The organism is Streptomyces sp. NBC_00536, assembly GCF_036346295.1.
Lineage (GTDB): Bacteria > Actinomycetota > Actinomycetes > Streptomycetales > Streptomycetaceae > Streptomyces.
Map to the genome: position 1 here is coordinate 5,563,825 of NZ_CP107819.1, position 18,028 is coordinate 5,581,852.

Consider the following 18,028-nt stretch of genomic DNA (forward strand, 5'->3'; position numbering starts at 1 on the left):
CGGGGTGGGCGGCAGCACTAGGCTGGCCGGGTGAACGCGCGCACCGCCCTGGCGAAATGGCTCGGCACCCTGGATTCCAAGCGGCTGATCGCCCTGTTGGAAGAGCGGAGACTGCCGCTCGCCGCCGAGTGCCGGCGGATCACCACCCTCCGCGAGCTTGCCGGACACCTCCTCACCGACGAGTCGGTGGGCCACGGCTTGATGGCGGGCACCACAGGGGAATTGTCACTGCTGGCCTCCATCGCCACCCTGGCCTTGGAACGGCACGGACCCGTCGACGACGGCGAGGCCGAGGACGTCCCGCGGTATCCCTGGCAGCAACTCCGGCCCGTGGAACCGGTGGAGCCCGCGGACCGGCTGGTGGCAGAGCGGGACGTACTGGCCTGGTTCGAGCCGGGGGCGGAGCGGCAGCGGGCGGAGCACACGCTCGCCCGGCTGCGGGAGCGGGCACTGCTGCTCCCCGCGCCCCGGGGGAAACTGGCGCTGCCGCCGCTTCTGCACGTGCGGGCCGCCGGGTTGGACGGATACGGGCGCACCGCCGACCGGCTGCTGACCGCCGCCTACAACGCTCCCGAGGTCAAGCGGATCGCCGTGAACCTCTTCGGCGAGGGCGCGGCCCGCACCCGTGACCAGGCCCAAGGGCTGATCACCACCCTGCTCGCCGATCCGGCCGGGGTGCGGGCACTGCTGGTGGACGCCCCGCCGCGGGTTCTGGAGCTGTTGGACAACCTGGCATCCGGCCCGCCGCTGCTGCGTACCCGCTGCTTCGTCAGCCGGTACGGGGAGCAGTACGCGGGCCCGGCCTCCACGTACGTCTTCCGGGAGGGCGGCAGCGGCGACGAGGGCACCGACTGGCTGGCCGCGCGCGGGCTCGTGGTCCCCGTGGGCCTCGACCTGGCGGAGCTCCCGTACGAGGTCGCGCGCGCCCTCCGTCATGAGGGTGTGACCCCCGGCCCCCGTCTGGAACCGGAACCGCTCACCGCCACCGTGCTGCTCCCGCCCGGCTGGGAGGGCGAGGGAGGGACGGCCGCCGCGGCTGCCGCGTGGCGGGCCGAACTGGTCCTTCGGGCGCTGGCCGCCCAGCCCGTCGCGATCCGGAAGGCGGGCGGGATCGCCGTACGCGACACCAGGCGGCTGGCCAAGGAGGCCGGAGCGGACGAGGCCGCCACCCGGCTGTGGCTCGATCTCGCGGTGAACGCCGGACTCGCCGCACCCCAGGACGAGGAGCCGGCCCCCGCCGCCCGGGGCCGCCGCAACGCCAAGGCCCCCAAGCCCTCCGCCCGGCTACTGCCCAGCGACCGCTACGACGCCTGGGCCGCCGCCCCGCCCGCGGGCAAACTGCTGCCGCTCCTGGCGGCCTGGGCCGTGGTCCCCGAAATCCTCAGCCACTGGCCGGACCCCGAGGAGACCCCGGTCGCGCTCACCAGCCCGCGAGACGAGGACGCCGTAACCCTGCGGACCGGGGTGCTCAGGGCTCTCGCCACCCTCCCCGACGGACACGGACTGACGGGGGACATGCCGGGACGCGTCGAACTGGTCGTCCTGGCCGCGTGGTTCCAGCCGGCCCTGCGCGGCCAACTCGCCGGAGACGCCCAGGGGGAACTGGCCGCCGCCGAGGAACTACTCGACCGCTCGGCGGCCACCCTGGCGGAAGCGGCCCTGCTCGGCGTGGTCGCCCACGGCGCGCTCACCCCCGTGGGCCGGGCCTTGTGCCACCTCCTGGCGGCGGGCGCCGCCCACCACTACCCGGCGGTGCCCGGCGCACACGCGGACCCGTCCGCCCGCGGCCCCGAGGGCTTGGGCCAGGACCTCACCCTCCGTCCCGCCCTGGCGCGAGCGGTCACCGCACTGCGCGAAGCGTTGTACGCGGCCCTGCCGGAGCCCGGCACCACGGCCCGCTTCCAGAGCGACCTGACCGCCACCGTCACGGGCGCGCCCGCACCCGCCCTGGCCGATCTCCTCAGGGCCGTCGGCGACATCGAGTCCGAAGGCCATGCGGTCGTCTGGCGGATCACGACGACCTCCGTACGCCGGGCCCTGGACGAGGGCTGGACCGCCGACGAACTCCTCGACCGCCTCACCGCGGCGAGCGAGCGCGGCACCCCCCTCCCCCAACCGCTGGCCTACACGATCAAGGACGCCGCCCGCACCCACGGACAGCTCAAGGTCGTCCGCTCGGCCTGCTGCATCCGCTCGGACGACACCGCCCTGATCGCCGAGGTCGCCCAGGCCCGCGCCCTGACCAAACTCCAACTCCGCCGCATCGCCCCCACGGTCCTGATCTCCACGGCCCCGCCGGAAGAGACGCTCTCCGCCCTCCGCACGGCCGGCTACGCCCCCACCCAGGAAGCCGAAACAGGCACCACGCTCCTCGACCGCGCCCCCACCGACCGCGCCCCGAGCCTCCTCCCGCCCCTGGACCAGGCCCACCCGCCCTACGGCACCTCCGCGCCCGGCGTCCCGTCCAGCGCCCGCACCCTGGCCGCGGCCCTCACCGCGGCCGGGTAACGCCCCCGCGGAGCACCGCGGTTGCCCAGCGCGGCCACACGCCAGGGCACTTGCCCGGACAAACGCGAAGACCCCGTCTCAGCGTTGCCGCTGATGGCGGGGTCTTTGGGCACTCCTTGCGAAGTGCCCCCGGCAGGATTCGAACCTGCGCACACGGCTCCGGAGGCCCCGTGCGTCTCACGCGTTTCACCAGGCCAGGGGCTCAGAACGGGCTCGCTCGCCTGCTGCTGTCCACAAACAGGCCGCGGCTCGCAGACCAGCTACTCAAGCAAGATCTCTTCAGGGCGCCGGTTCGTGACCGCGGTTTCCCGGCCTGTCAGTATGTGCTCGATGCAGGCTTCGAGGTCTCCGCCGTGGTCGTCCCGGGCCATGCTCCGGAGCTCTCGGGCCAGCTCCAATCCGTTGACCAGGACGATGGGGTACTGGTCTTCGACCATCTCGGTCTGTGCGGGCACGGAGTAGGCCCCGGTCGTGACGTACACGCCGATCCAGCCTCGTCGCAGTCGGGCCACAACGCGGGCGATCTGCTCGGCGGTGACCAGGTTGTCGAGCTTGACGCACTTGGCCTGGCCGAGGACGACGAGACTGGTGCCGGCCAGCCCACTGCCGATGTCGAGCCGGCCCACGAAGTCCGCCCCGCCATCACCGGACCTACGCGTCAGCCACCCCTCGACATAGCTGTTCCCGGCCCCGCGCAACACACGGGCCGCGACCGCGGATGCGACGGCCTCGAAGTCGTGCTTCCGCCCGTCGAAGTACTTGTAGATCAGCTCCAGGTCCTTTGCTTCGGTGGTTCCCGGCTTGGGGCGCTGCTCGGGCACCTTGGTCACCTTGGCCCGGGCAACCCGCCGGCGGATCCTGGGCAGGGCCGAGTTCCCGTGCTTGACCCACTCACGCCACGCCCGCGGGGCGAGTTCGAGCGTCTCAACGTCGGCCACGGTCTTGTCCCTGCGGGAGTCGACCCACTCCCAGGAGACCTTGTCGTCCTCGTCAGTGAGGTCGATGAGAGCGATGTCGTAGACGTAGTTCGTGAACGTCGTGTGGTCGCTGCCGCCCCACTGCACCAGCCGCTCGGCCCGCTCGATGATCCCCAGCCCGCAGAACTCGACGTGCCCCTTGACCTTGCCGCTGCGCGAAACCGCACGGAACAGCAGCAACGGGATGGCGGCAGCCCGCTCCTCCGGCGTGTGCCCCTGGTGCCCGGTGAAGGCATCGAGCAAGGCCGCATTGCCGTTGGTCTTCCCCGGCGCGACGGTGGTGGTGGCCTTGTGGTCGCCGAAGTACCGGACGTGCCCGTTGTCCATGTCGAACACGTCATGCCAGGGCGTCTGCTCGGTGCCAGCCTTCCAGGGGCTCGACCGGATGAGAATCACCGGCCGGCGCTCCCCATCAGACGTCCGAACCTTCGCCATGCCGTTGATCCCGGCCTCCAGCAGGGCCCGGGCGAGGTCCGGCGAGTGAGTCACATGGTGGAAGTTGGGATACCCCTGCAACTCCTCCGGCACCGGATCCTTGCCGGTCGCGTAGCGATACACCTGACCAACACGCAACTGACCACCCACGTATACCCCCACAGCAGCACTAGCCTGACGATCTTCGATGACACTAGCGGCCAGCACTGACAGGCATGTCTGACCTTCATGGCCATGAGCTTGGGAGTCATCCACCTTGGACACCTCATCCCGCTCCTGACCAGCAGCGGGTGTCCGGGAGAACATCGCGGGCCCGTCCTGGAGTCCACTGACGACCGCTGCCCCGGCCCTGCCTGACACGACTCTGGCCCGGCGTCTCTGGTACGCGGTGGGCTATGACAGTCGCAACAGTCGCAACAGTCGCAACAGTCGCTCTGGAGCCTCAGGGGCGCGAAAGGTCCGAACGAGTTAAAGAACCTTTCCCTGTGCGATTATGATTTGCTCGGCGGTAAATCGCATAAGTGGGATCTCGCGGGCTAGTTCCTCATCGTGCGCGAATGGGGCATACTTCGGCAACTCGCCTTCCTTGGCATGCACCAGAGCGTTACGTACTTTGTAGATTCGTTTGGCAATGGCGCCACGTGCCGCCTCTTCGTCTCGGCCACGAATCGCGGCCTTACTCGCCCCGGCAAAAGGGACGTCGTTGTTGGCGTAGTAGTCGACCAAGGTGGCATCGTAGGCGTCAAGGTCAGCTGCCAGTCGACTCACGTTGACGAATCTGTCTAGCACGAGCTGGAGCGCTCGCTGCTCGTTCACGCCGCCCTCATCTCTAACCTGCCGTTGAGCCTTGGTGACGATCCGGATGATTGACTGGATGTCTTTGTTTCGGCGTGCAGAGAAAGATGGGTCAGTGATGCCGGACCGGATTTGATTCACAAGATCTTCGTTGAAGATTTTGTCGAAGAAATGCTCGGCAATGTGATAATAGGCCAGATATTCAAGTAGGGGGATTTCTGCTGCGACGCCCATGAGATAGTGGTGCACCAGGTCGGCGTCGTAGGTTTGCCTGGGCGCGTCGAGAAATCCGGTTTGCGTTCTTCGGACTCGCTGGATGGCTTGCGCTCGAAACATTGAATCCAGCCCGATCCGCGCCGCTGCATCGATATTGTAAGCGGCGTGAAATAGGAAGGAGTTGGCTAGAAGTTCGAAATCTGATCGGGATTTATTGGAGGTGATGCGCAATGTGGTAACGCGCAGCGATTCGCCAAGCGCCTCGAATAGTGAGTCGGCTTCAAATGGGCGACGCGCATTTCCGTAACCCCTCGATGTGCGGTCGGTGTCGAAATGCCTCACTCGGTTCAGTAGCATCCGGTAACGGGGGGTTCTGGTGAGCAGTGGGTTTTGGGCAAATAGGCAAAGCAAGTAGGCGGAAAATTCCCGCGACGGCTTTCCAATCTTGAAAGTTACGGGGTTTTCTCCCTGGCCGATGAACTCCTTATCTTCGAAGAATCGATCGAAGGCTCCAATTGAGCCGAGTGAAATGAGAGAAAACTCCGCTTCGCTTGCCCATTGGAAAGAACTCTCATTCCCAAGCTTTGCTTCATTTAGGCGTGTGACAATCTCGGATATTTCAGCCTTGGTGACTCCGTGGATGCTCTTTCCGTCGTTTAGTTGTATGGGCTCCCGGAGGATGAAATCTCCGCCTTCGTCTTCAGTTAGCCCGAATATTTTTTGAAGCCCCGCTGCTATGAGCTCTTCACTTACGACGGGCTTTTCGCTCATGCCCGCTCCTCCACGTCCGGTGATTTCCCCACCATCGATCTGACAGTGATGAGAACGGTAGCTATACCTGGCGCCTCTTGCGGAGTTTTCGCTGAACGGCCCCAGCCGTCCTTGCCGCCACCCTTCCCAACTCCCATCCCGTCCGCCGTCGGCCCACACGTATGTGGAGCGGACGCGGTGCCGGGCGTCCAGGTGGAGCGCGCCACTGTACGAACGACCTGGACGCCCGGTGCCGTGTCTGCTCGGCTTGTCCTGGGTCGACGGCGGACGGGATGGGAGTTCCCCACCTCACCCCACCACGGCCGGCACCCGCCAGCGGCGCCCCGGCCATCCCGGAGTCGGAGCGCCCCCGCCGGAGGCATGTCGGTGAGGGAGGGAACCCGCGGCCCGGGGTTCAGCTCATGCCCTTGGGCCTATCCCGCCTTGCAGGGGCGGGCGTCGGCGGAGCGCGCGCGGAGCGGGCCGAAGGCAGGAGCGTCGCGCGGAGCGGCGCCGGGAAGCCCGCCCGGCGGAGCGGAGCGCAGCCGGGTGCCTTGATGAGGTAGAGAAACCTGTAACAGCTCCGCGCCGCTCCTCAGCTATGCCGCGAGTACGTCGGCGATGGCTTGCATCGCATCGGTGATGGCGTCAGCCCCGGCTTCCGCGAACAGTGCTGCCTTGTGGGGCTTGTTGGCGTAGCCGATGGCCGTCGTACCGGCTGCATGAGCGGCCTGGATGTCCGTGAGTGAGTCGCCGATCAGGGTGCAGTGCGTGATGTCCACATGCGCCTCTTCAGCCGCCCTAATCAGCGGGTACGGGTTGGGCTTCATCAGATGGGGTTCCCCGGAGGGTCGACCGACGATCCTCGCGACGTACTCCCCCAAACCATGCAACTCCAGGAAGCGCTGGACGCAGTCGGCGGAGTTGTTGCTCACCACCACCGCTGCTCGCCCGGACGACCGTGTGGCCTGGAGGGCTTCCACCGCTCCAGGAGTCGGCGGACCCGCCACCGCGACGGCTTCGACCTCGGCGGCAGTCAGCGCCTGCTCCACTCGCTGACCGATGGCGGCGTCGGCTTCGTGAGCGATGCGCAGGACCTCGATCGGGTCGTCCGTCTCGGCGGCCTTGGCCCCCGCGGCTTCATCCTGGGCGGAGAGCAGTGTCGTGAGCTGCTTGGCGACTTCGGGGGCGGGCAGTCCTGCGAACACGTCGCACACGGGGCCGTCGAAGTCGAAGAAGACCACGCGGGCCTTCTCCAGGACTCCGGAGAGCTGGTCATCGCGCGTCAAGGTCGTAGTCCCTTCCGATGGTGTCCCACACGCTGTCGAACCACATGCGGGCCTGCTGGACCTGCTGTGCTCCGCTCGAAGACTCGCCGTCGTTGATCGAGTGGTGGAAGAGCGTGGTGTCCTTGCCGACCAGGTCGTAGATCTCGATCGTCTCGCCCTGGGCGACGACCTTGTTGGGGCGGATCGGGTAGTACCCGAAGAACGCGTCCTCGCCGTTGACGACGTAGAGCTTGAAGAACTGCGTGCCGCTATGGACACGGACGTTGATCCGGGTCTCGGCGACAAGGCCAAGGTGCTCCAGCTCGGTGATGGCGTCCCTGATGCTGCGGGTGTAGCTGACCATGATGTCGTGCATGCGGTCGCGGAGCCGCTTGTCGTCAGCCCCGTCCGCCATGCGTACCGGCGCAGCCTGCGGCACGGACATGTCCGGGACGAGTATCCGCATGGTGATGCTCGACGGCGTGAGCCGACCGACCCGGATCTTGTCGAGCGGTTCCTGAAGCGCCCCGTGCAGGGTCTCGCTGGAGAACCCGGCGAAGTCGATGGTCACGTGCTGTTTGGCGAATGCCTGCTCGACGTACGGCCGCAGCCCCGCCGGCCTTTCGGTCCGGTTGCGGACGTAGACGCCGCTGCCCTTGCGGGAGACCACGAGGCCCTCGTCTTCGAGGTCGCGCAATGCGCGCTGGATCGTCGCCCGCGCGAACCCGTACAGCTCCGTCAGTTCCTTGTGGGACGGGAGCTTCTCGCCAGGGGCAAGCCGCCGCGTGCGGATGGCAGCGCTGAGGCTGCTGGCCACCTGCTCGTAGGGGGCTCGGTCGTCGTCTGGGTCTAGGGGCTCGGGGGCGAAGGTCATGGGTCGATGGTAGGCGAGCGGGCTAGGTCAGGACAGTCAGGTCAGTCATGTCGTTGACATGGCTAGCCATCTCTCCTATCTTCAAGATGTGACCAACCGGGATAGCCAAGTTGGTCATCTATCTTCCTGCTGGCATCTCTGAAGGAGAAACCATGCCGTCGTTCAAGGTGGACACGTCGACCGCCGTGGTATTCGTCGCTACGGCTCCCACTCCGAAGCTCGTGAGCAAGCAGACCGGTGAGCGTGCGATGGACCGGGAGACCGGTGCTGCACTGTCCACGGTGGGCCTGCTGATCTCGGACGAGGGGGAGGGCAACCTCTACCAGGTGGTCGTTCCGGAGACCGGTCTCCCCGAGGGCCTGATGCCGGGCATGGCGGTGTCGGTGATCGGGCTCAAGGCACGGGACTGGGAGAACACGTTCAACGGGCAGACCCGGCACGGCATCTCGTTCCGCGCCGTCGCCCTCTCGGTCGGGGCCTGATCATGGGCGACCTGACGCCCTTATGGGAGGTCGGCCTCCCGCTGGCCGGTGCGGGCGGCGGTCTCGGCTACGCGAAGGCTCGCGCGCCGCGCGTGTTCTGGTCCGTGGTCGGGCTGCCGGTGGCACAGGTCCGGTTCGCGGTGACGTACCGCTCCACGATGGACGTGTGCGGGCTGACCGTGCAGCCGTCCCGCCTGCGGGCGTTCCTCGTGCGCAACGTCGCCCGTCGCAGTGACGTTCAGCCCGTGCCACCGAAGATCCGTCGCGTACGCGGCTCCTCGACCGGCATGCGGGTCACCCTTCGTCTCCCGGCCGGACTGGAGCCCGCCGACGTGATCGCGGCCTCCGAACGGCTCCGGCACGCCTGGGGCGTCCACTCCGTCCACGTGGTCGAGACCAAGCCGGGATTCATCGAACTGCGGATGACCGGCTACGACGTCCTGCGGCGAGTGAAGATGCCGCGTCGGCGCCCCGCCGGTCAGATGGTGGTGCCGGTCGCGCTTCGGGAGGACGGCTCGGCGTTCGTCCGGGACTATCTGAAGGTCCCGCACGCGCTGACGCTCGGCGCCAACCAGTCGGGCAAGTCCATGTACCTGCGCAACCTGGTCGTGGGCCTGGCCCGCATGCGGGTCGCGCTGGTCGGGATCGACTGCAAGAGGGGGGTCGAACAGCGAGGCTACGCACCCCGGCTGTCGGCGCTCGCTGTGACGCCGGAGGAAGCGTCGGGGGTGCTGGATGCCCTGGTGGGCGAGATGGAGAGCCGTTTCGACCTGCTGAGCAGCCACGGCGCGGCCGATGTGTGGGCCCTGCCGGAGAAGATCCGTCCCGTTCCGGTCGTGCTGCTGGTGGACGAGGTCGCGGAGCTGTTCCTCGTCGCGGTGAAGAAGGACGAGGAGCGGCGGGACCGGATGGTCATGCAGATGATCCGGCTCGGGCAGATGGCCCGCGCCGCCGGTATCTACCTGGAGATCTGCGGGCAGCGCTTCGGGTCAGACCTCGGCAAGGGGGCTACGACCCTGCGTGCGCAGCTCACCGGGCGCGTGGTCCACCGGGTCAACGACAAGCAGACCGCCGACATGGGCTTGGGCGACATCGCCCCGGACGCGGTGGCGGCCGTGACCGCGATCCCGGCCGACCGGCCCGGCCTCGCGGTGGCCGGTGACACCTCCGGCGGCTGGTCCCGCATCCGCACCCCCGAACTCAGCGCCGATGAGGCTGCGGCGGTCTGCGCACAGTTCGCGCACCTGACCCCGGTCCTGCCGTGCCTCGCTCCGTACCGGCCGCAGATCCCCGCCGGTTCTCCGGTCGTGGCCTCTGCTGCGCTGGTCACGCCGGTACCGGTCGCGGACTAGGCGTTCTCTCCCCCTCGGTCGGCGCGACCGTCTCGCGCCAGGTCCCTACCCGGCCATGCCCGAAACCGAAGGGAACTGCCATGACCACCAGCAAGAAGCCGACGACCCGGCGGCCCCGCTCGCCCAAGCCCGCTCCCGCCCCCGAGCCCTGCGGCACCTGCGCCGGATCGGGCGAGACCACGACGACCGTGCGGGTCGGACGCAAGCGCCGGGAGATCGGCGCCACGCAGACCGGACTGTGCCCGGCCTGCCTCGGCACCGGCACCGCCTGACCCACCAGTTCCTACCAAGGAGGTGACTCCGTGTTCCGCACCCTCCGAATCGACCCCGTGCTCATCCAGGCCGTCATTGCCGGTGCCCTGTCCTTCTCCCACCTGCACGACCTGGCAGCGGCGGCCGGTCAGGACGGCTGGAAAGCCTGGGCCTACCCGGTCAGCGTGGACCTGCTGTTGGTCGCCGCGTGGCGCCGGATGCGCACGGACACCGAGAACCATGACGCCTGGCTCTGGTTCGCCATCGCCCTGATCGCCTCGCTCGGCGCCAACGTCGCCACCGCCGGACTGCTCGACCTGAAAGACGTCCCGGCCTGGCTGCGCATCCTCGTCGCCGGATGGCCCGCCCTCGCATTCCTCGGCGGCACGCTCCTCGCCCACTCACCGGCCCCCGCGGCGGTAGCCGAACCCCGTGAGGAACCCCGCCTCGATACCGCGCCGGACCTGACCGTGGAACGTGCCCCAGAGACGGCCCCCGAACTACCGCCCGCCGAACTCGTCCCGGATGACGCGTCACTCGTCCCGGACGACGCGGCGCCTGAGATCGCACCGCTGCCGCCCGCTCCGCCGTCGCCTGCCGTGCCCGTTCCACCCGCTCTCCTCGACCACGCCCAGAAGATCGCGGACGCGCACCAGGCCCAGACCGGAACCCCGATCGACGGGGCCACCCTCCGCAGCAGACTCGGCGTCCCTGCCGCCCTCGCGGACTCGATCGCCCTCCAACTCACCTGACCCCGAATGGAGATCGCTCCCATGCGCCCGAACCGCTTCTACAACGTGATCCGCATCGGCCCGGTGCGCGTCGCCGACTTCCGCGACGGCCGGGGCCGCACGAAGCACACCGCCGTCTGCACGGCCCCCGGCTGCGACTTCTCCGCCGACTACCACAGCCGCGCCGGAGCCGAACTCGCCGCCCGTACCCACCGCTGCAAGGCCTAGGAGACCACCGTCATGGACGTTCCGCTCTGGCTCGCCCTGATCGTCGTCGGCGCCCTCGGCATCAAGCTCGTCCGCCCGCCCTGGTGGCTCGTCGCCGTCATCCTCGTCGGCGGCTACCTCCTCGCCGGAAGCTCCCTGTCCGCCCTCATCCCGCCGACCAGCAAGTAGGAGAGCCGCCATGCTCCGACCCCGAATCCCGGTGAACCCGCTCCCGCCCGGCATCACGACCCCGACCGTCCAGCCGTTCCCGCTGCCCGGTGCCGGTTCCCTGCACAAGCCCGCCGCTCCGACGGTCCCCGTCCACCACAGCCCGATCGACATCGCGCCGTCCGGCTGGGCTCCGGTCACTCCGGCACCGGCTCCAGCCCACCCCACGGTCCAGCTCACCCCCGGCAGCACTGCCGCGCTCGTCGCGGGCGGCGTCGCCGTGGTCCTGGTCGTCGGTGCGGTCCTCGTCTCGATGCTGCTCGCCGTCGCCATTACGGGCGTCTCCGTCGCCCTGGTCGCCGTCGTCCTCCGCCTGCTGGTCAAGGACCTCCAGAAGGGCCGGTGACCAGCATGGATACCCACGTGATCGCAGCGGGCTTACCGGCCCTGGGCTGGGCCATCCACGGCGGGACGCTCCTGCGCCGACTGGCCACCGCCCGCCGCGACCCCCTCACCGGCCTGCACACCCGCGCCGGTTGGACCGCCCGCGCCGAACACCTGATGGCCAAGCACCCGGGCGCCCTCGTGCTCCTAGTCGACCTGGACGACTTCAAGGCCGTCAATGACACCCACGGCCACGCCGCCGGAGACGCGGTACTCACCGCGACCGCCCTCCGCCTGGCCACCTGGTGCGGAGGCCACGGCTTCGCCGCCCGCCTCGGCGGAGACGAGTTCGCCGCCATCGTCACCAGCCCCGGACGCACCCCGGGCCTTCCCACCCTCCGGACCACCCTGGACCAACCCGTCACGCACCACGGGATCGTCCTGCCGGTCTCGGCCTCGGTCGGTCACTGCCACCGCGCCGACCTGCCGGTTCCCACCCTCACGGACGCGCTGTCCGCCGCCGACACCGCGATGTACACGGCCAAGGGCCACGGCAGGCGCAACACACGCTGAGCGGCCCCCGGGGCGGCCTCGGTCGCCAAACTTCCGCCGCCCCGGGCGCCTGAACCCCTCCCAGATCCAACGGACCCGAAAGGGACAACTCATCATGCCCCAGAGCGCCTCGACCCCGCCCGTCTGCCGCGACTGCGACGGCTTCGCCACCGCCACCATCACCACCGGCGCCCGCGACTCCGACGGCACCCGGACCACCCTCCGTGTGCACTGCCCGACGTGCCGCGGCCTCGGCCACACCGCGCCCGCGGTCCTCGTCCGGCTCGGCCGGTGATCCCTGTGGCCAAGCTGACCCCCACGAACAGCGCACCCGGGCTGCACGTCAGCAAGCCCTCCCCGTCCGAGCCCGCCACCGCGTCCGCCGTCTGCCACTGCGGCGCCTCCGCCTCCGCCAAGGGAGACGCGCAGGTCGGTGCCCTGGTCGCTGGCTGGAATGCCAACCACGGTGCCGCCCATGACGCGGGAGGTGCGGCATGACCAGCGCGCCCCGCGTCCTGGATCTCTTCTCGTGCGCCGGCGGTGCCGCCATGGGTTACCACCGGGCGGGCTTCGCGGTGGACGGCTGCGACATCGCCGAACGCCCCCGCTACCCCTTCGCCTACCACCAGGGCGACGCCCTCGAATACCTCGCCCATCTGATCGCCACGGGCGCCATCGAGAACTACGCCCTCGCGCATGCCTCCCCTCCCTGCCAGGCCGGCTGCGGTCTCACCGTCGGCACCAACCAGTCGCAGGGATGGGGCCGCACGCACACCGACCTCGTCGCGCCGACCCGGGAACTACTCGACGCCTCCGGCCTGCCGTACGTGATCGAGCAGCCCAACGGACGGGCCGCCATCCGGAAAGACCTCACGCTGTGCGGCGAGATGTTCGGCCTCGGCGTTCTGCGGCACCGCAACTTCGAACTCGGTGGTTGGTTCACCGCCAAGCCGGCTCACCCCCGCCACCGCGGATACGTCCGAGGCCACCGCCACGGCATCCGCCGCGACGGGCCCTACGTGGCTGCCTACGGCAAGGGCGGTGGCAAGGCCTCCGTCCCGGAGATGCAGCACGCCATGGGCATCACCTGGACCGACGTCCACGCGGAACTGACCGAGGCGATCCCGCCCGCATACACGCGCTGGATCGGCACCGCCTTCATGACCGCGCGGCAAGAGGTACTCGCGTGACCGACACCGCCACCGCCGCGGGCCTGGACCCGGCCACCCTGAGCGATCTGCTCCGGGTGGCCGGCGCCCCGGGCTTCGACCGCCTACACGAACAGATCCGCCGCACCGGAGGATGCACCGCCCCGATCCGGCTCTCCGGCGGCACCAAGCTCCTCGACCCGGCCACCCGGACCGTGCTCCACGCCTACACCACCGACACCGAACCCGGCGGGGTCCTCCGCGTCGCCTGCGGCAACCGCCGGGCCTCCCGCTGCCCCGCCTGCGCCTGGACCTACGCGGGCGACACCTACCACCTGATCCGCGCCGGGCTCGTCGGCGCTCCCGACAAAGGCACCCCGGAGACGATCCGCGACCACCCCCGCGTCTTCGCCACCCTGACCGCCCCATCCTTCGGACCGGTCCACAACCGCCCCGGCCCCCGACCCTGCCGCTGCGGCGCCCGGCACCCCGAGGACGCACCCGAACTCGGCACCCCGCTCGACCCGTACACGTACGACTACGCAGGCGCGGTGCTGTGGAACAACCACGCCTCCGACCTGTGGCGGTACTTCACGATCTACCTCCGCCGGGAGATCGCCGCCCGCGCCGGCCTCACCCAGAAGGCCGCCCGAGAACAGTCCCGCGTCTCCTTCGGCAAGGTCGCCGAGTACCAAAAGCGCGGGGCCGTCCACTTCCACGCCGTGATCCGCTTCGACGGATCGGCCGGCCCCCATACCCCGCCCCCGCCCTGGGCCACCCTCGACCTGCTCACGGACGCGATCCGTGCCGCGGCTGCCCGCGTCCGCGTCGTGGTACCTGCCGACCGGGACCACGGCTACGTGAACGACTGGATTCTCCAGTGGGGCGATCAGATCGACGTGCAGCCCATCGGCGCCTTCGGCAACGGCGAAGACCTGACCGAACAGGCCGTCGCCTCCTACGTCGCCAAGTACGCCACCAAAGCTGCCGAGACGACCGGTGCCGTGGACCACCCGGTCGGCAATAAGGAAGCCCTCATCCTCCTCGGCGTCGCCGACCACCCCCGGCGGCTCATGGAAGCCTGCATGGATCTCGACCGGGCCTACCCGGAACGCCGTCTCCGGGCCTGGGCCCACATGCTCGGCTTCCGCGGCCACTTCTCCACCAAGTCCCGCCGCTACTCGACCACGCTCGGCGCCTTACGCCAGGTCCGCGCCGACTACCGCGCTGCCCAGCAACGCGCCTCGATCGGACTTCCCGACCCTGACGACGATCCCGAAGCCACGCTCCTCGTCATAGCCCACTGGTCCTACGCCGGCCATGGTTCCACCCCCGGTGAGTCCTGGCTCGCCGCCAACATCCGACGCGACATCCAGCTCAACCGCGAGACCGCCCGCGAAGCCCTGATGGACCTGGAAGGAGCGTTGACGTGAAGGACGAGCTGATGACCGTCCCGGAGATCCTTGCCGAGCTGAAAGGGATCTCCCGACGCACCTTCTACCGGTGGCGCGAACTTGGTCATGCGCCTGAGGCCTTCAAGCTGCCCAACGGCGAACTGCGCGTGTGGCGGAGTGATTTTCTTGCCTGGCTGCGGAGCCAAGATGGTGCTGCCGCGTGAAGTCGCTCGACGTCAAGATCTGGAGTGTCCGGAAGAGGGACACGAAGAAGCCTTCCTATGACGTGCGCTGGTCCGTCGCCGGGAAGGTCTTCCCCGAGTCCTTCAGGACGAAAGGGCTCGCGGATAACTTCCGGTCCAAGCTGATGCGGGCGGCCCGTGACGGCGAGGAATTCGATACGGAGTCGGGCCTTCCCGCTTCGATGGCTGAGCAGAAAGCCACGCTGAGCTGGTACGCCTTCGCTCTCAAGTACCTCGCCATGAAGTGGCCGCATGCTGCGCCGAACACGCGTGACGGGATCAACGAATCCTTGGCCTCGGTCACCATGGCCCTGCTGGACGATCGGCCCGGCCGGCCCGCCGATGCCGAGCTGCGGAAAGCACTTCGGAACTGGGCCTTCGTCCTGCCCGGCCCGGACAGCAGGGAGCTTCCCCCGGAGATCGGGAACATCCTCCACTGGGTCGCCAAAGCCTCCCGGCCGTTGTCGGATCTCACCGACCCGGCTCTTGGGCGAGCGGTTCTCGACTCGCTGAAGATCAAATTAGATGGGACTGCGGCTGCTGCCGAGACCGTACGGCGGAAGCGACGCACACTGGTCAATGCCCTGCACTACGCGGTGGATCTCGGGGAATTCCGGGAGAACCCGCTCTCGGCGGTTCGCTGGCAGAAGCCCAAGGTGTCGAATGAGGTCGACCCTCGGGTGGTGGCCAATCCTGAGCAAGCCCGATCGCTCCTGCACGCTGTCTCGTACGTTGGCGGCTACAGCCGGGCACGCGGCAGGCGGCTCGTAGGTCTCTTCGCGGGGATGTACTTCGGGGGCTTCCGGCCGGCCGAGGTGGTGGGGCTGACTGAGGCAGACCTGACACTTCCGGAATCCGGATGGGGGACGGCATTGCTGCACCGCACCAGGCCGAGCGTCGGCAAGCAGTGGACCGACTCCGGAGAGAGCCACGACGACCGCGGGCTGAAGAACCGGCCCACGGAAGACGTACGCCGGGTGCCGATACCTCCGCAGCTGGTGGCCATCCTTCAGGACCACCTCGACACCTTCGGGACTACCAACGACGGACGGCTCTTCTTCAGTGAAGGCGGGGGAGTGGTCTCCTCCTCCACCTACTACAGGGCGTGGCAGGAAGCCCGGGTGCTGGCTCTGCCGCCGGCCGCGGCCGCCTCGCCGCTCGCCCACCGGCCCTACGACCTGAGGCACTCGGCGCTGTCCACGTGGCTCAACGCTGGGGTCGATCCGACCGAGGTCGCCGAGCGTGCGGGCAACAGCGTGGAGGTGCTGCTCAGTCGGTACGCGAAGTGCCTCGACGGTCGCCAGGAGGTGGCCAACCGCCGGATCGAGGATCTGCTGCGCGAGTACGAGTGATCGCGAGTGACTGGCGATACGCTGCGAGGCCCCTGGACCTGTCCGGGGGCCTTCCGCGTTTCCACCGCTGACCTGCGCCGATGGGCCAAGATCCTGTCCACGAATAGTCCACAGGGCCTGACATAGGGCTGCGTACCGCGGCAGTTGGCTGCACATACGCGAAGACCCCGTCTCAGCGTTGCCGCTGATGGCGGGGTCTTTGGGCACTCCTTGCGAAGTGCCCCCGGCAGGATTCGAACCTGCGCACACGGCTCCGGAGGCCGTTGCTCTATCCCCTGAGCTACGGGGGCGTGTCATCCGCTGTGCGGCGACGGGTTGAACACTACCAGCTTCCGCGGGGTGATCAGGAACCCGTTTGCGGGGGAGGGGAGGGTGGGTCGCCCGGACGGGGTGGAAGTGGCAAAAACCCGGACGCGGGGGCTTAGGGCGACCTACTCTCGAGTTGTGTCAGGCGCCCCGGGCCGGGTGCTTGTTGTCGACGACAACAAGGTCATCCGGCAGCTGATCAAGGTCAATCTCGAGCTGGAGGGCTTCGAGGTCGTGACCGCGAACGATGGTGCCGAGTGCCTGGACGTCGTGCACCGCGTGTGTCCTGATGTGATCACCCTGGACATGGTCATGCCGCGGCTCGACGGGTTCGGGACCGTCGCGCGGCTGCGGGCCGATCCGCGGACGCGGCTGGTGCCCGTTGCGATCGTCAGTGCCTGTACGCAGTACGAGGTGGAGTCCGGGACCGTCGCGCAGGTGGACGCGTTCCTCGCCAAGCCCTTCGAGCCGGCCGAGCTGGTGCGGGTCGTGCGCCGGCTCATAGAGCGCAAGGGCGGCGGTGGCGGCGGGCGGGGTATCCACATGGCGAAACCGGTTCGCCTCAGGGGGGACCTTCTCCCCTAGGGTGGATCCCGTGACCCCCGCTGACCTCTCCCGTACCGTCGTGCGCGCCGTGCGCTGCGCCGTCGAGGGCGGGGAGCTGGGCCCCGGGGCGGCCGTGCCCGAGCGGGTCGTCGTCGAGCGGACCAGGCCCGGGGGAGTGGGGGAGTACGCCAGCCCCGTCGCCCTCCAGCTGGCCAAGGCGAGCGGACGCACCCCCGCCGAGGTGGCCGGGCTGCTGGCCCGGCGGCTCGGCGCGGTGGCCGGGATCCGGCGCGTGGACATCACCGGCCCGGGTTTCCTGAATTTCAGTCTTGAGGCCGGCGGCGATGCCGACGATGTCGTACGGCTGGTCCGCGAGCGCGGGGCGGAGTACGGGTTCGCCGACCGCCCCGTCACGGGAGCAGAACCCATCACCGACCAGGAGCCCCGTGCCCGCGCCGTGCGCGAGGCCGTCGGGCGGCTGTTGGCCGCCCAGGGGATGCCGGAGGCGTCCGGGCCGCCGCGCGTCGCGCCGGTGGCGCGGGCCGACGGGGACGTCGTCCGGCGCTTCGGGGCCGACGCCGCCCGGTGGGGGATGCTCGCGACCGACCCCGCGCAGCCGCCGCACTTCGGCGCGGTGCTCTCCGTACAAGGGGAGGCGAGCGAGTTCTGGCGGGTGCGGTACGCCGTTTCGCGCGCCCGCGCCCTGGTGCGGGGTGCCCGCCAATTGGGGTTCGAGCCGGCCGATACCGATACCGATACCGATACGTACGTCGACGCCACGCCCCTGCTCGGCGCGCTCCGCGAGTACCCCCTCGTCCTGGAGGCCGCCGCGCACCACCGGGCGCCGGAGCGGCTCGCCCGGCACCTCGTCGTGCTCGCCGACGCCCTGCTCGACTTCCAGTACGACGTGCTCCCCAAGGGGGACGAGAAACCCTCGGCCGCCCACCGCGCCCGGCTAGCGCTCGCCGAAGCCGCCGGGACGGTGCTGGCCGGCGGCCTGACCCTGCTCGGCATCGGCGTTCCCGAAGTGGTGTGACAAGTGGTTTAGCCGGGTGCGCCGCCCCACCGACTCGTAGAAGGAGAAAGAGA

At 69.3% G+C, this 18,028-nt stretch carries 21 protein-coding genes and 2 tRNA genes; 17 read left to right on the top strand and 6 right to left on the bottom strand.

What is annotated here, in order from left to right; genetic code table 11:
* Positions 1 to 30: 30 nt before the first annotated feature.
* Positions 31 to 2,508 carry a helicase-associated domain-containing protein gene (locus OHS33_RS24885; RefSeq protein ID WP_330332627.1) on the top strand — a complete coding sequence of 826 codons (2,478 nt, stop codon included), beginning with the start codon at positions 31 to 33 and terminating at the stop codon, positions 2,506 to 2,508.
* 124 nt (positions 2,509 to 2,632) lie between these two features.
* Here the strand turns inward: OHS33_RS24885 and OHS33_RS24890 are convergent.
* The 5 genes from OHS33_RS24890 to OHS33_RS24910 form a co-directional block, all read right to left on the bottom strand.
* A tRNA-Arg gene (locus tag OHS33_RS24890) sits at positions 2,633 to 2,710 on the bottom strand.
* Positions 2,711 to 2,768: 58 nt separating this feature from the next.
* Positions 2,769 to 4,070, bottom strand: a complete 1,302-nt coding sequence (locus OHS33_RS24895; RefSeq protein ID WP_330332628.1) for a restriction endonuclease — start codon at positions 4,068 to 4,070, stop codon at positions 2,769 to 2,771.
* 318 nt (positions 4,071 to 4,388) lie between these two features.
* Positions 4,389 to 5,702, bottom strand: a complete 1,314-nt coding sequence (locus tag OHS33_RS24900; protein ID WP_330332629.1) for a hypothetical protein — start codon at positions 5,700 to 5,702, stop codon at positions 4,389 to 4,391.
* A gap of 578 nt (positions 5,703 to 6,280) precedes the next feature.
* Positions 6,281 to 6,970, bottom strand: a complete 690-nt coding sequence (locus OHS33_RS24905; RefSeq protein WP_330332630.1) for an HAD family hydrolase — start codon at positions 6,968 to 6,970, stop codon at positions 6,281 to 6,283.
* Complete coding sequence (locus OHS33_RS24910; RefSeq protein WP_330332631.1) at positions 6,957 to 7,823, bottom strand: winged helix-turn-helix domain-containing protein; 867 nt, start codon at positions 7,821 to 7,823, stop codon at positions 6,957 to 6,959. Before OHS33_RS24910 ends, OHS33_RS24905 begins: the two co-directional genes overlap by 14 nt.
* A 152-nt stretch (positions 7,824 to 7,975) precedes the next feature.
* Here OHS33_RS24910 and OHS33_RS24915 point away from each other — a divergent pair, with 152 nt between their 5' ends.
* The 14 genes from OHS33_RS24915 (at position 7,976) to OHS33_RS24980 (ending at position 16,087) form a co-directional block, all read left to right on the top strand.
* A complete protein-coding gene (locus OHS33_RS24915) occupies positions 7,976 to 8,305 on the top strand; it encodes an SCO3933 family regulatory protein (RefSeq protein WP_330332632.1) in 330 nt (109 codons plus the stop codon).
* 2 nt (positions 8,306 to 8,307) lie between these two features.
* Positions 8,308 to 9,657 (top strand): FtsK/SpoIIIE domain-containing protein, encoded by a 1,350-nt coding sequence (locus OHS33_RS24920; RefSeq protein ID WP_330332633.1) that lies wholly within the window; start codon positions 8,308 to 8,310, stop codon positions 9,655 to 9,657.
* Between the two features lie 80 nt (positions 9,658 to 9,737).
* Positions 9,738 to 9,929, top strand: coding sequence for a hypothetical protein (locus tag OHS33_RS24925; protein WP_330332634.1), 192 nt, complete (start codon positions 9,738 to 9,740; stop codon positions 9,927 to 9,929).
* A 30-nt stretch (positions 9,930 to 9,959) separates the two neighbouring features.
* Positions 9,960 to 10,661 (top strand): DUF2637 domain-containing protein, encoded by a 702-nt coding sequence (locus OHS33_RS24930; RefSeq protein ID WP_330332635.1) that lies wholly within the window; start codon positions 9,960 to 9,962, stop codon positions 10,659 to 10,661.
* 21 nt (positions 10,662 to 10,682) lie between these two features.
* Positions 10,683 to 10,868, top strand: a complete 186-nt coding sequence (locus OHS33_RS24935) for a mobile element transfer protein (RefSeq protein ID WP_330332636.1) — start codon at positions 10,683 to 10,685, stop codon at positions 10,866 to 10,868.
* 12 nt (positions 10,869 to 10,880) lie between these two features.
* Positions 10,881 to 11,036 carry a hypothetical protein gene (locus tag OHS33_RS24940; protein ID WP_330332637.1) on the top strand — a complete coding sequence of 52 codons (156 nt, stop codon included), beginning with the start codon at positions 10,881 to 10,883 and terminating at the stop codon, positions 11,034 to 11,036.
* A gap of 10 nt (positions 11,037 to 11,046) precedes the next feature.
* On the top strand, positions 11,047 to 11,421 hold the full coding sequence (locus tag OHS33_RS24945) for a SpdD-like protein (protein WP_330332638.1): 375 nt from the start codon (positions 11,047 to 11,049) through the stop codon (positions 11,419 to 11,421).
* A 5-nt stretch (positions 11,422 to 11,426) separates the two neighbouring features.
* The gene (locus OHS33_RS24950; RefSeq protein WP_330335190.1) at positions 11,427 to 11,972 is read left to right on the top strand and encodes a GGDEF domain-containing protein; all 546 of its coding nucleotides are present in this window, start codon (positions 11,427 to 11,429) and stop codon (positions 11,970 to 11,972) included.
* 94 nt (positions 11,973 to 12,066) lie between these two features.
* The gene (locus OHS33_RS24955) at positions 12,067 to 12,246 is read left to right on the top strand and encodes a hypothetical protein (RefSeq protein ID WP_330332639.1); all 180 of its coding nucleotides are present in this window, start codon (positions 12,067 to 12,069) and stop codon (positions 12,244 to 12,246) included.
* 5 nt (positions 12,247 to 12,251) lie between these two features.
* Positions 12,252 to 12,449: a hypothetical protein gene (locus OHS33_RS24960; RefSeq protein WP_330332640.1), complete on the top strand. Its 198-nt coding sequence runs from the start codon at positions 12,252 to 12,254 to the stop codon at positions 12,447 to 12,449.
* Positions 12,446 to 13,141, top strand: coding sequence for a DNA methylase (locus tag OHS33_RS24965; RefSeq protein WP_330332641.1), 696 nt, complete (start codon positions 12,446 to 12,448; stop codon positions 13,139 to 13,141). Before OHS33_RS24960 ends, OHS33_RS24965 begins: the two co-directional genes overlap by 4 nt.
* Positions 13,138 to 14,532 (top strand): replication initiator protein RepSA, encoded by a 1,395-nt coding sequence (gene repSA / locus OHS33_RS24970; RefSeq protein WP_330332642.1) that lies wholly within the window; start codon positions 13,138 to 13,140, stop codon positions 14,530 to 14,532. Before OHS33_RS24965 ends, repSA begins: the two co-directional genes overlap by 4 nt.
* Before the next feature lie 11 nt (positions 14,533 to 14,543).
* Positions 14,544 to 14,717: a helix-turn-helix transcriptional regulator gene (locus OHS33_RS24975; protein ID WP_330335191.1), complete on the top strand. Its 174-nt coding sequence runs from the start codon at positions 14,544 to 14,546 to the stop codon at positions 14,715 to 14,717.
* The gene (locus tag OHS33_RS24980; RefSeq protein WP_330332643.1) at positions 14,714 to 16,087 is read left to right on the top strand and encodes a tyrosine-type recombinase/integrase; all 1,374 of its coding nucleotides are present in this window, start codon (positions 14,714 to 14,716) and stop codon (positions 16,085 to 16,087) included. The genes OHS33_RS24975 and OHS33_RS24980 overlap by 4 nt, the downstream gene beginning before the upstream one ends.
* Positions 16,088 to 16,305: 218 nt before the next feature.
* Here the strand turns inward: OHS33_RS24980 and OHS33_RS24985 are convergent.
* Positions 16,306 to 16,377, bottom strand: a tRNA-Arg gene (locus OHS33_RS24985).
* A 100-nt stretch (positions 16,378 to 16,477) separates the two neighbouring features.
* On the opposite strand from OHS33_RS24985, the gene OHS33_RS24990 reads away from it, so the two are divergent.
* Both OHS33_RS24990 and nrtL read left to right on the top strand, forming a co-directional pair.
* Complete coding sequence (locus tag OHS33_RS24990) at positions 16,478 to 16,978, top strand: response regulator (RefSeq protein WP_443065466.1); 501 nt, start codon at positions 16,478 to 16,480, stop codon at positions 16,976 to 16,978.
* 10 nt (positions 16,979 to 16,988) lie between these two features.
* A complete protein-coding gene (gene nrtL / locus OHS33_RS24995; RefSeq protein ID WP_330332645.1) occupies positions 16,989 to 17,975 on the top strand; it encodes an ArgS-related anticodon-binding protein NrtL in 987 nt (328 codons plus the stop codon).
* Positions 17,976 to 18,028 lie beyond the last annotated feature (53 nt).